10 protein-coding genes and 1 riboswitch are annotated in these 13,748 nt (G+C 65.2%); of the genes, 3 read left to right on the top strand and 7 right to left on the bottom strand.

Translation table 11 applies throughout. The features are described 5' to 3' along the window. Window positions 1–135: 135 nt before the first annotated feature. The 3 genes from MRBLST15_RS10175 to MRBLST15_RS10165 form a co-directional block, all read right to left on the bottom strand. Complete coding sequence (locus MRBLST15_RS10175; RefSeq protein ID WP_367785826.1) at window positions 136–2,898, bottom strand: TonB-dependent receptor plug domain-containing protein; 2,763 nt, start codon at window positions 2,896–2,898, stop codon at window positions 136–138. A 374-nt stretch (window positions 2,899–3,272) separates the two neighbouring features. After that, entirely contained in the window at window positions 3,273–4,127 is an 855-nt protein-coding gene (locus MRBLST15_RS10170) for a hypothetical protein (RefSeq protein WP_032952038.1), read from the bottom strand. Between the two features lie 120 nt (window positions 4,128–4,247). Beyond that, entirely contained in the window at window positions 4,248–5,141 is an 894-nt protein-coding gene (locus MRBLST15_RS10165) for an Hsp33 family molecular chaperone HslO (protein ID WP_265952323.1), read from the bottom strand. 77 nt (window positions 5,142–5,218) lie between these two features. Here MRBLST15_RS10165 and mtgA point away from each other — a divergent pair, with 77 nt between their 5' ends. The 3 genes from mtgA to MRBLST15_RS10150 all read left to right on the top strand — a co-directional run bounded on the left by mtgA (window position 5,219) and on the right by MRBLST15_RS10150 (window position 7,484). Next, the gene (gene mtgA, locus MRBLST15_RS10160; RefSeq protein WP_367785825.1) at window positions 5,219–5,968 is read left to right on the top strand and encodes a monofunctional biosynthetic peptidoglycan transglycosylase; all 750 of its coding nucleotides are present in this window, start codon (window positions 5,219–5,221) and stop codon (window positions 5,966–5,968) included. A 105-nt stretch (window positions 5,969–6,073) separates the two neighbouring features. Beyond that, window positions 6,074–7,093 (top strand): glycosyltransferase family 2 protein, encoded by a 1,020-nt coding sequence (locus MRBLST15_RS10155; protein ID WP_312705537.1) that lies wholly within the window; start codon window positions 6,074–6,076, stop codon window positions 7,091–7,093. Beyond that, window positions 7,053–7,484, top strand: coding sequence for a CBS domain-containing protein (locus tag MRBLST15_RS10150; protein ID WP_265952320.1), 432 nt, complete (start codon window positions 7,053–7,055; stop codon window positions 7,482–7,484). Before MRBLST15_RS10155 ends, MRBLST15_RS10150 begins: the two co-directional genes overlap by 41 nt. Window positions 7,485–8,050: 566 nt before the next feature. Here MRBLST15_RS10150 and MRBLST15_RS10145 read toward each other — a convergent pair. The 4 genes from MRBLST15_RS10145 to MRBLST15_RS10130 form a co-directional block, all read right to left on the bottom strand. Continuing rightward, window positions 8,051–10,024: an AsmA family protein gene (locus MRBLST15_RS10145; RefSeq protein ID WP_367785824.1), complete on the bottom strand. Its 1,974-nt coding sequence runs from the start codon at window positions 10,022–10,024 to the stop codon at window positions 8,051–8,053. Window positions 10,025–10,136: 112 nt separating this feature from the next. Continuing rightward, window positions 10,137–10,775 carry a PAQR family membrane homeostasis protein TrhA gene (gene trhA, locus MRBLST15_RS10140; RefSeq protein ID WP_265952318.1) on the bottom strand — a complete coding sequence of 213 codons (639 nt, stop codon included), beginning with the start codon at window positions 10,773–10,775 and terminating at the stop codon, window positions 10,137–10,139. A gap of 96 nt (window positions 10,776–10,871) precedes the next feature. Further along, window positions 10,872–12,476: a peptide chain release factor 3 gene (locus MRBLST15_RS10135; protein ID WP_100460065.1), complete on the bottom strand. Its 1,605-nt coding sequence runs from the start codon at window positions 12,474–12,476 to the stop codon at window positions 10,872–10,874. Between the two features lie 74 nt (window positions 12,477–12,550). After that, window positions 12,551–13,435 carry a M23 family metallopeptidase gene (locus MRBLST15_RS10130; protein WP_367785823.1) on the bottom strand — a complete coding sequence of 295 codons (885 nt, stop codon included), beginning with the start codon at window positions 13,433–13,435 and terminating at the stop codon, window positions 12,551–12,553. A 138-nt stretch (window positions 13,436–13,573) separates the two neighbouring features. Then, window positions 13,574–13,692: riboswitch (SAM riboswitch) on the top strand. Window positions 13,693–13,748 lie beyond the last annotated feature (56 nt).

Below are 13,748 nucleotides of genomic sequence, written 5' to 3'. Positions count from 1 at the left end.
GATCTTCATCGCTGGATGCAGAAAGGCCGCGGCGATGCCGCGGCCTTTTTCGTTGGCGTCGACGCCAGCAGCGGACGCCCAAAAAACAACGGCCCCTTTCGGGGCCGTTGCTGCATCAGCTGATCAGTGGATCGATCAGAACTTCTGCTTGTACTGCATGTACATGTAGCGGCCCGGCAGGTCGTACTGCGGGTCGAACATGTTGTACGAGGTCGAGTACGAGACCGGCGGCTGCTTGTCCCATGCGTTGTTCAGACCCAGCATGATCGTGCCCTTCCACGGGGTGTTGTAGCGCACCTGGATGTCGTGGTAGGTGGTGGCACCCATGTGGTTCTTGCGACCTTCCGGATCGGAGCAGTAGCTGCGCAGCGCGCCGCCCAGCAGGCAGTCTTCGGTCATGCCGGACTTGTAGCGCAGGCCGTAATTGACACCGAAGTCACCGAAGGACCAATCGACATACAGGTTGGAACGGATGCGCCAGTACGGATCCTGGTCGAGGTAACGGCCCTGGCGGCCTTCCACTTCAGAGTCGCGCGTGGCCTTGGTTTCCCACTTGGCCAGATAGGTGCTGTCCCAGCTGATGGTGAACTGGCCGAACGAGGTTTCCGGCAGACGGTACAGGACGCCCAGATCCCAGCCTTCCACCTTGTACGACGCCAGGTTCTGCAGTGGCATGTCGACGTTGGTGATGGTGTAACGCTGCGCGGTGGTGCCATAGGTCGGATCACGGGTGATCAGGCCGCAGTAGGCTGCCTGCTCGGCCGGCGAACCGCCGTAGCAGTAGTTCATGATGTCCTGGATCGCCGGACGGGTGATGGCGTCTTCGATCTTGATCTGCCACCAGTCCAGGGTCACGTTCAGGCCGCTCACGAAGCTCGGGCTCCACACCAGGCCCAGCGTCTTGCTGGTGGAGGTTTCCGGCTTCAGATTCGGGTTCGACTTCCAGGTGAACGGTTCTTCGGTCTGGGTCGCGCCCGACTGCGGCACGCCATCCTCATCTTCCGTGCCCGGCTGGACGAAGCCGGCCGGCACACCCTGGGCAATACACTGGGCAAGCACGGCACCGGTCGGGGCATTGGCGGCCGCGCACGGATCAGCGTAGGTTTCGTACGAATCGCCATCACCACCGTACAGATTGCTGATGCTCGGCGCGCGGAAGCCTTCCGAGTAGTTGCCGCGGATCATCAGGTCGTCGATCGGCTTCCAGCGGAAACCGAACTTGTTGTTGGTGGTGTTGCCGAAGTTGCTGTACTTCGAGTAGCGGGTTGCCGCGCTGAAGTCGAGGAGCTTGGCGCCCGGCAGGTCGGCCAGCACCGGGATCGACAGTTCCAGGAACACTTCGTCCAGGTCGTAACCGCCCTTGGTGGGCTTGGCGCCGTTGCCGGTGCTCAGGCCCGCAGCGATGAAGGCGTCCGGATCGAACTGGCCGGTCTCTTTGCGGTACTCGTAACCGGCAGCGAAGGCCAGAGCACCGGCCGGCAGCTGCACGATTTCACCGGAGATGTTGGCGTAGTAACCCTTGGATACCAGACTCGACGAATCGTGTGCGGTGAACGAGGTGTAATCAATCGCGGCCTGGCTGATCGAGCCTTCCGGGCCCAGAGCGTTGACCGGCACGCACTCCGGAATGATGTCGCCGCCCGGGGCGGTGACGCAGACCGGCACACCGCCACGCATTTCCGACGGGCCGTAGGCGTTGCGCAGGTTGGCCAGGTTGAACAGACCGTAGGTCAGGTCGTTCTGGTCGGTCTTGTCGTAGCGGTAGCCGACATCCCAGTCGAAGTTGCGGTCGGCGAATTCGAAGAAGCCTTCGAAGCCACCGTAGAAGTGCCAGTTCTTGACGTTCTGGTTGAACGAACGGCCGCCGCTTTCATTGAAGCGACGATTGACGCCGGTCAGGTCTTCACCCGTCGGGTTGTACATGCTGTTGGCGCTGAGACGCATGCCGGTGACCGGCATGGCCGCCAGCAGCTGCTCGGACTTGCGCTCGTTGTACATCGCCTCGGTACGGAAGGTGATGTTGTCGGTGACGTTGTACGAACCCGACGCGAACAGCGAAGTGCGCTCCTGCGGGGTCAGCAGGTAGTTGTCCGGAGCAGTGTTGTAGCCGTGGATGTTGGCGTTGAACGGCGTTTCGACGCCGTTGATCTGCACATAACGCTCTTCGTCACGGATGTAGGAGCCCGGCATGCCGGTGCTGCTCTGGCCGCTGAAGAACGGCGGGCCGCCAGCGGAGATCTTGCGATCGCCGGCCATGACCTTGCCTTCCTTGACGTAGGAGACGCCCAGCATCACCGACGCGCGATCGGTGGTGGTGCCGATGGTGAAATCGGCCGCTTCACGCTCGCCGTCGCCAGCGCTGTACTGGCCCTTGTAGAAGTTTGCTTCGGCGCCGTCGAAGTTCTGCTTGGTGATGATGTTCACCACGCCGGCGATGGCGTCCGAACCGTAGATGGTGGAAGCGCCGTCCTTCAGGACGTCGATGCGCTCGACCATCGCGGTCGGGATGGTGTTCAGATCGACGCTGCCGTCCAGGCCGGTGGTCCAGCGGCGGCCATTGACCAGCACCAGGGTACGGTCCGAACCAAGGTTGCGCAGGCTGATGCCGGATGAACCGTCGCCGCCGTTGTTGAAGGTGCGGTTCAGTGCGGCGCCGTTGGCGGCGATGCGCTGCAGGATGTCGGCGACCGAGGTCACGCCCTGCTTTTCGATGTCGGCGCGGGTCAGGCTCAGGACCGGCTGCGAGGTTTCGATGTCGGTGCTCTTGATGCGCGAACCGGTCACCGAAATGCGATCCAGGTTGGTCGCTTCCTGCGCCTGGGCTGTTACGGACGTCGCCGCACCGGCGATCAGCGCGACGACGACAGCGTCACGCAGCTTGTTGGACTGGAAATTCATTGGCTCTCTCTCTCCAAGAAATCTTGGCTGGGGTAGTGCCTGCGCGGCGGTGCCAAAAAAGAAGGCTCCAAAATCGCGAGGCTGAATCGATAGTAACGACCCTTCGCCAAAAATTAAAGCTGCGTTAATTCACGCTGTGGTTACACATGAATGGGCTTCTATTTCTTGTATTTCAATGAGTTATCCGAGTGCGCGCAGGGGCGCTGCTGCGTCTACCCGCCTTCAAGGCACAAAAAAGTTTCAGTTGATGCATGTCGCGTTGTATCCGTTTGTAACGGATCGGTGCTTTTCGCACTTGACAGAGGTGTCCGGAAACAATTCGGGCGCCCAGGGCGCCCGATGTTGAACACAGTTTGTTCGCAGTCGTTGATCGACTACAGATCCTGCTCATAGCGCACGTACGGCACGGTGCCGTCATCGTTGCTTTCGTTGCGCGGGGAGAACGGGTTCTTGCCGCGGCTGATGACGTTTTCCGCGCCGACGGTGAGCTGGCCGGACCACGGGGTGCGCCAGGTCAGGCCGATGCCCAGGCCTTCCCATTTGCCGGGCTTGCCGGGAACGTCAACCACGCGACCGATGATGCTGCCACTGAAATTGCCGTAGCCTGCGCCCAGGCTCAAGCTCTTGCTGTCCCAGCGGTCGACGATGGCCGGCGAGGCGTCAGCCAGGGGTACCAGGCGCGCCTTGGCATAGGTGCCGGCGATGGAGACAAAGCCTTCGCGACCGATGTTCTTCTGTGCGAACACGGTCAGGTCATTCTGTTCGGCGCGCAGCGAGGGGGTCTTGCTGGGCGTCGCCAGCCAGGCGGGCAGGGTCTCGCGACCGGTGCCGGCAGTGATTCCCAGGCGGCCGGTACCACGGTTGAGCGCGGCGGTGCCGGTCAGGCGCCGGTTGGAGCCGATGGCGTCATCGTCGTCACCCAGGCTGGCCAGCATGCAATGGCTCGCCAGTCCGCTGATGCTCGAACCGCTGCTGCTGTTGCACAGCAGGCCAAGCGAGTCACCCGAAGACAGGCCGAACGCAGCATCGAGCGAATTGCGGCCGAAATGCCAGCGTGCGCCCACTGCCTGTTCACCGGTCGGCTCCAGGTACAGCAGGGCCTCGACCTTGCCGCTGCCCTTGTTCCACACCGGAATCACGGTGCGGGTGTCCTTGCTCTGCGCATGCACGCCCGTGATCGCGCCAAGGGCGATCAGCAGGGCCAGCGGTAGACGCAGGAAGGTACGCATCGGACCAGTTCAGACAGTGACGGACAGTGAAAGTTCCCGCTGGGGCGGGAACTCGATCCTAGGGTGTTTATGAATTCTTAACAAGCCTTGCTCCTCCCCAGATACAAGACTCGTTCGTTTTCACTGAAGACGTTCAGGTGCCGGTACAGCCCCCTGGGCACCGTGGAACAGTATGCCGAACTCCGTCAACGGAAAGTGATACTCCTGTCCGCAGAATTCGCAACGTACGTCCACCGCGCCGGTGTCTTCGGCAGCCGCACGGGCCTCTTCCTCGCCCAGCGAGACCAGCATCGAGGCAACCCGTTCACGCGAGCAGGAGCAGGCGAATGACAGCGCCTTGTCACCCACCAGCTCTGCTTTTTCCTCGTGGAACAACCGGTGCAGCAGCTCCTCGGCCGGGGTGGCCAGCAGCTCGGCCTTGCCCAGGGTGTCGAACAGCGCGCTGGCGCGGGCCCAGCCGTCGTCGTCGCCCTCGTCGCCCGGCAGCTTCTGCAGCAGCAGGCCGGCAGCGCCGTCGCGGTCGGCGGCCAGCAGCAGGCGCGTCGGCAACTGCTCGGACTGGCGGAAGTAGTCCTCGAACGCTTCATCGAGTTCCGGCGCGGTCAGCGCGACCAGGCTCTGGTAGCGCTGCGGTTCGCGCGGATCCAGGCCCGGATTTTCGATGGTGATGGCCAGCAGGGCGTCCTGGCCCAGGTCGGTCAGGTCGCGGGGGGCGTCACCGCCTTCGGCCAGCTGGACGATGCCGCGCAGGGTGCCGGCGGCGGTGCATTCGGCGAACAGGGTGCGCAGCGCGGTATTGCTGCGCAGCTGGATCGACAGGCGACCGTCCACCTTGGTGTGGCCGGTGAACAGCGCCGAGGCCACGCAGGCGTCGCCGAGCAGTTCGGTGGCACTGTCCGGATATTCGCCGTGGGACTGGATGTCCTGCCAGGTGGCCTGCAGGCGCACATGGACGCCACGGACACCGGCGTCGGGGAGCAGGAAACGGATAAGGGAATCGGATTGGGCGGTCATCGGCTCACATCGCGCGGAAACGGGGATGGTTGCCGGATAATGCGCCGACAACCAGGCATAAGAAGGATGCACCAGTAATGGGGGCAGGGGGAGAGCAGGACAAGGTAGTGGCCGCCGCCGACACGGCGCCATGTCGGCGCTGGCGCTGGAAGCGGCTGCTGTGGCTGCCGGTGCTGTTCGTGGCCTTCAGCTGCCTGCAGGTGCTGGTGCTGCGTTTCATCGATCCGTCGTTGTCCACGGTGATGGTCTGGCGTTTCGGCGAGGCACTGGGTGAAGGCGACTGGTCCTACCGGCTGCATTACCAATGGCGGGACCTCGACCAGATGGCGCCCAGCCTGCCGATTTCGCTGGTGGCTGCAGAAGATCAGCGCTTCCCTGAGCACAGCGGGTTCGACCTGCAGGCCATTGAAAAGGCGCGCGACCACAACGCGCGCGGTGGACGCCTGCGCGGGGCCAGCACGATCAGCCAGCAGGTGGCCAAGAACCTGTTCCTGTGGCAGGGCCGCAGCTGGATCCGCAAGGGCCTGGAGGTCTGGTACACGGTGCTGATCGAAGCGTTCTGGCCGAAGCAGCGGATCCTGGAGATGTACGCCAACATCGCCGAGTTCGGCGATGGGGTGTACGGCGCACAGGCGGCGGCGCAGACATTCTGGGGCAAGGACGCCGCGCGGTTGAGTCCTGCGGAGAGCGCGCGCCTCGCGGCAGTGTTGCCAGCGCCGCGTCGCTACAACGCGGCAAAGCCCGGCCCGTACGTGCAGCGTCGTGCGGCGTGGATCCAGCGGCAGGCACGGCAGCTGGGTGGAGCGGGCTATCTGGCCGAGGACTGAGGGGCACGAGCGGTGTCGGGGTGCCTCTCGTATCCGTGTGGCAAAGAGGGGGCTTGAACGGTGGACTGGCGGGCTGCACGCCCGTCTACGACGTACAATCCGGCGATGACCCGTGAGCGTCTTACCTTCGTCATCGCCGCGCATAACGAAGAGCTGGTTCTACCCCAGCTGCATCCGCGAGTGTGCGCGGTACTGGATGGCCTGGCCGGCATCGATGGACACATCCTGTACGTGGATGACGGCAGCACTGACACGACCTGGTCGTTGATCGCCTCTCTGGCCCAGGCCGACCCGCGGGTATCGGCGCTGAAGCTGTCGCGCAACTTCGGCAAGGAGGCGGCGCTGACCGCCGGCCTGGACCATGTGCGCGAAGGCGCAGCGATGATCCTCGATGCCGATGGCCAGGACCCGCCGGAACTGGTGCCGCACTTTGTCGAACGTTGGCGCGAGGGCTACGACAACGTCTACGGCACGCGCCTGGCACGTGACGGCGAGAGCTGGAGCAAGCGTGCTGCCGCATCGGTGTTCTACCGAGTGATCGGTCGCCTCTCGCGCACGCCCATCCCGGCCGATACCGGTGATTTCCGCTTGTTGTCGCCGCGCGCGCTGAGCGCGTTGCGAGAGATGCGCGAACGTCACCGGTTCATGAAGGGCCTCTTCAGCTGGGTCGGTTTCCGTCGCGTGGCGGTGCCGTATCACCGGCATGCCCGTTTGGCCGGCAGCAGCAAGTTCAGCCTGTGGCGGCTGTGGAACTTCGCACTGGAAGGCATCACCGGCTTCTCGACGGTGCCGTTGCGGGCGGCCACCTACATGGGATTGGCCACTGCTGGCGTGGCCTTCGTTTTTGCCATCTGGGTGATCGCCAAGGCCGCAATGTATGGCGACCGGGTGGCCGGCTGGCCGACGATGATGGCGGTGATCCTGTTCCTGGGGGGCGTGCAGTTGATCGCGCTGGGGCTGATCGGCGAGTACCTGGGGCGCTTGTACGAGGAGTCCAAGCAACGGCCGTTGTACCTGGTTGACGCATGGTTGGCCCCTTCCGTGGCAGACTCGGAGCTGCAACCCACCCTGGGAGGGCAGGCAGATGACGTCGGTACGGCAACTGTTGGACGGCAAGTCCCCTGAAGTGCATGCGGTCGCGCCTGGCGCGGCGGTGATCGATGCGATCCGGCTGATGGCGCAGAAGGGCATCGGTGCGGTGCTGGTGATGGATGGACCGCGACTGGTCGGGATCCTGTCCGAGCGCGATTACGCACGCAAGATCGTGCTGCACGATCGTTCGTCGCGCGATACGGCGGTGTCGGAGATCATGACCGCGAAAGTAGTGACAGTGACCCCGGGTGAGCAGGTGGAACACTGCCTGCAGCTGGTGACCGATTACCGCATCCGCCATCTGCCGGTGGTCGAGGGCGGGCAGGTACTCGGGGTGATCTCGATCGGTGACCTGGTGAAGTCGGTGATCGATACGCAGCGGCGCGAGCTGGATCAGCTGCAGCAGTACATCGTGGCGGGATGAGTTTGTCGCTGGCGGGCCTGCGGCCCGCCGGCCCGCTTTTTCAAGCAACTGCCAAAGCCAAAGCAGCGCCTTCCTGATGTGCGGGGAGGCGGAGGGCATGGCCGTGCAGGACACGCCGTAAACCCATCCCTGGGGGCTCGATGGCGCCTTGCTCGTGTGCGCTGTCCTGCGCACACGGCAAGACCGGGGTTGGGCGTCCTGCCCAACCCGCCCGGCGCATGCGCCGGGCCCATGGCGCCAACGGTCCTGCACGCCCATGCCCTCCACCTCAGGACGCGTTCCTGCGAGCGCGGTGGGTATTTGATCCCGCTTGATCTGGCTTGGTAGACGCCAACCTAGGTTGGCACTGCTTTTGATTCTGCTCTGTGCTTCTTCTTTTGATCTTGAATTCCTGCTCTCGTTCCGCGGCTGCAGGGAACTCTCCGAAGTCGGAGCAAGGCGGCAGGCAGGACCGTGAGGCGCATGGATGCGCCGACCGAGCCCCCAAGGACGGGTTTACGGCGTGTCCTGCCTGTTGCCTTGCTTCGGCTCTCCGCCTGGGAATCAAGGTGCCGCGAACGCCCGCTCTACTTCGCGTAGTGCCCACCGCAGTCGGCATCCTTGCCCGGGCCCAGCTCGATGGTGGCCAGCAGTGCCGCCGGCGGCGCGATGCTGCCCAGCGTCAACGCCACCGCGCCACGGAGACCCAGCGCCTTGAAGTCGGGGCGGAACGACGGGTCCTTGAAGGTGCCGCCGATGCGCAGGGGTGAGCGCAGCACCAGGATGCTCCTGTCCTTGGGGCGTGGCTTCAGCAGCAGGTCCAGCGTTTCATCGCGCAGGCTGACATCGCCCTCGCCGAGGATGATCGTGTCGGTGGTGTCCACTGCCATCGACCGGGTATGCATCAGGCCCTCGCGCACGCCGAAATCGGCGAAGGCGCAGCGCAGCGGAATCTGTTTGTCGCCGGTGAACAGGAATTTCAGCGACTCGGTGATGTCCAGCCCCGCCACTTCCATCAGCAGGTTGCCGACATGGCCGCGGCCCATGCCCAACGCTACGTTGCCGCTGCTGCTGCCGAGCATCGCGGCGATCGAGTTGCCGCTGCCGGTCAGGTCGATACTGCCGCTGATACCGCCCTTGGCCTGCTCGGCCAGCTTGGCATCGGGGAACAACTGGCCCAGCTGCACGCCGCGTGCGCTGGCCTTGAAGGTCGTTGCGATCTGCGGCCGACGTGCGTCCATGCGGATGGTGCTGCGGATGTCGCCGCCGGCAACGCCGAAGTTCAGCGGGTCCAGCCGCAGCACACCATCATCCAGCAGCAGGTGCGCATCCATGTCGTCCAGCGGCAGCTTCGGCGCATTGATGCGCTGGGCCTTCCAGCGCACATCCGCATCCATCGCACGCAGCTTGCCGAGGTTGTACGGGGTGGCCGGCAACACCTTTGCGCTGGCGGCCACGCGCGCAGCCTCGGCCCTCTGTTCTGCATTGGCGGTCTCACCGCCGCCGGTCTTCGGGGGGGCGCCGACGAAACCGGCAAGGTCATCGAAATCAAGACGACGCGACACCAGGTCCGCGGTCATCCGTGGGCGTTCCCGGGAGACGTCGAACTGCACATCGCCGCCCAGATCGCTGTCGCCGACTTTGCCGGTGAAGCGCTCGTAGCGCCACACCTGGTGATCACGCTTCAGGCGACCGTCCAGGGCATATGGCGGGGAGGGCGGAATGGCGATGCCCAGCAATGGATACAGGTCGGCCAGGTCGTTGCCGCTCAGCGCGAACTGCAGGTCGAACACCTGCAGCTGGAACGGGTTGGTCAAGGTGCCGCTGGCAATGGCATGGGTGGCGCCGGCGCGGCCATCCAGATGGATGCGGAAGGGATGGGCGCTGTCAGTCAGTTCAAGCGGCGATTCGGTGCCGCCGCTCAGGACGAATGGATTGCCTCGCCAGCGACCTTTGCCGGCCACCAGCAACGGTGGTGCGGCGTCGGCCTGTTTCGGTTCGCCGCTGCGCACGTTCACCAGGATATCGGTGCGACCGAGCGCGTCGAGGAATTGCAGGCGGCCATCATCGATGCGCAGGTGCTTGAGCTGCGGTGTGGTGCCGCCCTTGCTGTCGCCGAGGAAATCCCAGTTGCCCGGCTCGCCTTTGCGCGGCGCCGTCTCCAGCAGTACGTCAGGGCGGGTCAGTCGGACTTCGGGAAGCTGCACGTTGCCGCGCAGCAGTGGCCACACGCGCACGTCGATCTCGACCCGGTCGGCGCTGGCCATGTTCGGCTGTTTCGCCCAGGGCGCATTGGCGAAGGTGAGGGTGTCGGCACGCACGGTGGTGGTGCGGCCGAGGTCGACATCCAGGTTGCCGATGTGCAGGGCGCGCCCGGTGCGCGCCTGCACCGCACGTTCCACCGGGCCCTTGAACCAGTTCCAGTCCCACAGCGCAATGAGTACCAGGATCGCCGCGAACAGGAACACCAGCACGGCCAGCCAGCGCTGCCCGCGTGGACCGGGACGGCGCAGGCGCCAGCGCGACGCCTTGGGAGCAGCAGGAGCAGAGGCAGCATTCACGCTGCCATGGTTGCCCCGTCGCGGTGGACGGGGCGCGAAGCGTTCATGTGCATGGCGTGCACAGTGGACGCCTGCTTGCCGGGCAGGGCCCGGCGCTACCGCAGATCAGCGGTCACAGCACCTGTCGGGTCACTGCGACGAAGTGGCAGACGCTGCCGCCGATCACGAACAGATGCCAGATCGCATGCGAATAGGGGATGGATTCGCGGTGGTAGAAGTAGGTGCCCAGCGTATAGGACAGGCCGCCGCCGAACAGCCAGGCCAGGGTGCCGCCATCGATCGAGGCCCACATCGGCTTGATCGCCACCACCACCAGCCAGCCCATGGCGATGTAGATCACCGTGGACAACACCTTGAAGCGGCCGGTGTAGAACAGCTTGAACACCACGCCGCCGAGCGCCAGCGCCCAGATCGCCGTGAACATGCCCCAGCCCCAGGGGCCGCGCAGGCCGATCAGGGTGAACGGGGTATAGGTGCCGGCGATCAGCACATAGATCGCGCAATGGTCGAATACTTTCAGGCGGCCCTTGGCCTGCGGATGCTGGATGGCGTGGTACAGCGTGGAGGCGGTGTACAGCAGCAGCAGGGCGACGCCGAACACGATCGCGCTGGCCAGCTGCCAGCCATCGCCGTAGATCGCGGCCAGGGTGATCAGTACTGCGCTGGCGGCCAGGGCCAGCACCGCACCCAGCCCGTGGGTCAGGGCGCTGGCAATTTCTTCACGGATCGAAGCAACAGAAGTCGTGGACATGGCATGGGCATCGTCTGCAGGGAGGGGGACCTGCACCCCCCTATCATCGCCGCGATGGCGGGCGCGTGCACCCCCGCCACCGTATGGTCGCTGCAATCAGTTGCCGGTGACCGTATGCGCGGCTTCCCGGGTTGCCGAGAAACGCACATCCGGCGCGCGTTCCTGCGCCAGCTGCAGGTTGACCCGGGTCGGCGCCAGGTAGACCAGGTGGCCGGCGGCGTCGAGCGCCAGGTTCAGCGCATTCTTCTCGCGGAACTCCTCCAGCTTCTTCTCGTTGCTGCAATGGACCCAGCGTGCGGTGGTGACACTGACCGGCTCGAACGTGGCTTCCACGCCGTACTCGTCCTTCAGGCGGTAGGCGGCTACGTCGAACTGCAGCACGCCCACCGCGCCCAGGATCAGGTCGTTGCTGGTCAGCGGACGGAAGAACTGGGTCGCGCCTTCCTCGGACAACTGTGCCAGGCCCTTCTGCAGCTGCTTTAGCTTGAGCGGATCGCGCAGGCGGGCGCGACGGAACAGTTCCGGAGCGAAGTTGGGGATGCCGGTGAAGGTGATCGCTTCGCCTTCGGTGAAGGTGTCACCGATGGAAATGGTGCCGTGGTTGTGGATGCCGATGACATCGCCCGGCCAGGCCTCTGCGGCGATTTCGCGGTCGCTGGCCATGAAGGTCAGCGCATTGGCCAGCTTCATGTCCTTGCCGGTGCGCACGTGCAGGGTCTTCATGCCGGCAGTGAACCGGCCCGAGCAGACGCGCATGAACGCCACGCGGTCACGGTGCTGCGGGTCCATGTTGGCCTGGATCTTGAACACGAAGCCGGTCAGCTTCGGCTCCTGCGGGGCGACGTCGCGACCGGTGGTGGAGCGTGCCTGCGGGGACGGCGCGTGCTCGACGAAGAAGTCCAGCAGCGGCTGCACGCCGAAGTTGTTCACGCCCGAGCCGAAGAACACCGGGGTCTGCTTGCCGGCCCGGTAGGCCTGCAGGTCGAACGGATGGCTGGCGCCCTGCACCAGTTCCAGTTCGTCGCGCAGATCGGCCAGCATCCGCTCACCGATTTTCTCGGCCAGCCCGGGCGAATCGATCGACGGGAAGATGGTCGAATCCTGGCGGGTGAAGTTGCGGCCCTGTTCGTACAGGTGCACTTCGCCGGTGATCAGGTGGACCACGCCCTTCAGGCGCTGGCCCATGCCGATCGGCCAGGTGACCGGTGCGCACTGGATGCCGAGCACGCTTTCAACCTCATCCAGCAGGTCGATCGGCTCCTTGCCTTCGCGATCGAGCTTGTTGATGAAGGTCATGATCGGGGTGTCGCGCAGGCGGCACACTTCCATCAGCTTGATGGTGCGCTCTTCCACGCCCTTGGCCACGTCGATCACCATCAGCGCCGAGTCCACGGCGGTCAGCACGCGGTAGGTGTCCTCGCCGAAGTCGGCGTGGCCCGGGGTGTCGAGCAGGTTGATGATCTTGCCTTCGTACGGGAACTGCATCACCGAGGAGGTGACGGAGATGCCGCGCTCCTTTTCCAGCGCCATCCAGTCCGAGGTGGCGTGGCGGGCAGCCTTGCGGCCCTTCACTGAGCCGGCCATCTGGATCGCGCCTCCGAACAGCAGCAGCTTTTCGGTCAGCGTGGTCTTGCCGGCGTCAGGATGGGAAATGATGGCGAACGTGCGGCGACGCGACGCTTCGGTGGCGACTTCGGACATGGCAGTGGCGCCCGCACGGGGCGCTTTTCAAAGAGATAAGCGCCCGATTATACCGGCCTGCCGGCGTCGGCGGGTCAGCGCCCGGCGCTGGCGTCGCCGCTGCCCTCGCGGGCGAAGTGCAATTCGCCCTGCGGGGCGAGGATGCGCACCGGCACCGAGCGCAGGCCCAGGCCCCGGTTGAGCTGCACCACGAAGTGCAGGTGCGGGGCGGTGCTGTAGCCACTGTTGCCGGACAGGCCGATCGGCTGGCCAGCCTGCACGGCCTGGCCGGGACGGACCCGCATGCCGCCGGCCTGCAGGTGGGCGTACATCGCCATGCTGCCATCGCTATGCAGGATGCGAATGAAGTTGGCGCGTCCGGCATCGCGTTCACGATCCAGGCCATTGCCGCGGAAACCGTCCTGTACCTGCATCACCGTGCCCTCGCGGGCGGCCAGGACCTGCGTTGCTTCGGGCAGGGCAAAGTCGATGGCGTCGCGGTTCTCCTCGTCATCGTGGCTGAACCGGCCCTGCGGCGCCTGGTCCACACGCAGCTGGACAGCTGCGAACGGCAGGCGATAGGCGACGTCTTCGGCGCGCGCGGCCGGATTGCCCGGCACCGACTGCAGGCGAAGGTCCAGTGCCTTGCCGTTGGAAGGGGAGGGCAGGTGGCCGACTACCAGGCTGCCGGTGGCCTGCACCAGCGACTGCAGCGGCAGGCCCTCCACCTGCGTGCCGGGGGCCGCGCGCAGCTCGATCTGCACCGGGCCGGACAGCGGATTGTCGATCCGGGCCTGCCACTGGTCGCCGATCGGCTGCAGCCGCAGGCGTGCCACCGGCGCCGCTTGCGGCGCGGCGTCGGCACTGCGCGCGGCTGCAGTCTGCGGCACCAGTCCCCAGCCCTGGCGCCAGTCGGCGGCGTTCGCGGAGGCGCTCGCCAACAGGGGCAGCAGCAGGCAGGACAGGGGCAAACGGCGCATCGATGGCTCCAGCGACATGGACCGCCGGGACTCTACGCAAGCTGTAGGGAAGGGGGAAGGGCGGCGGCCTCTCCGCTTATTCATCTCTTTATCCGCATGAAGGGATTGACATGCCCGGAAAGGACTGGCATCGTGGCTCCACCATCGAGACCGGCAGAGGGACAGGCCCTTTGAAGCCGGGGCAGCCCGCAGACGCGAAAGCGCCTGCGTAGGTGCCAAATCCTGCGGGGACCGTGGCGTCCACCGAAAGATGGTTCGAACCTGCACACCACGTGCATTTCGAACGCGAGCCCCGCGAAGGCTCGATGGCCGA

The organism is Stenotrophomonas sp. LST15-1-1.1, assembly GCF_040815575.1.
In the GTDB taxonomy this organism is placed as follows: Bacteria; Pseudomonadota; Gammaproteobacteria; order Xanthomonadales; family Xanthomonadaceae; genus Stenotrophomonas; species Stenotrophomonas lactitubi_B.
Note: the sequence above shows the minus strand (reverse complement) of the source record. Positions and strands in the feature narration are given on the sequence as shown.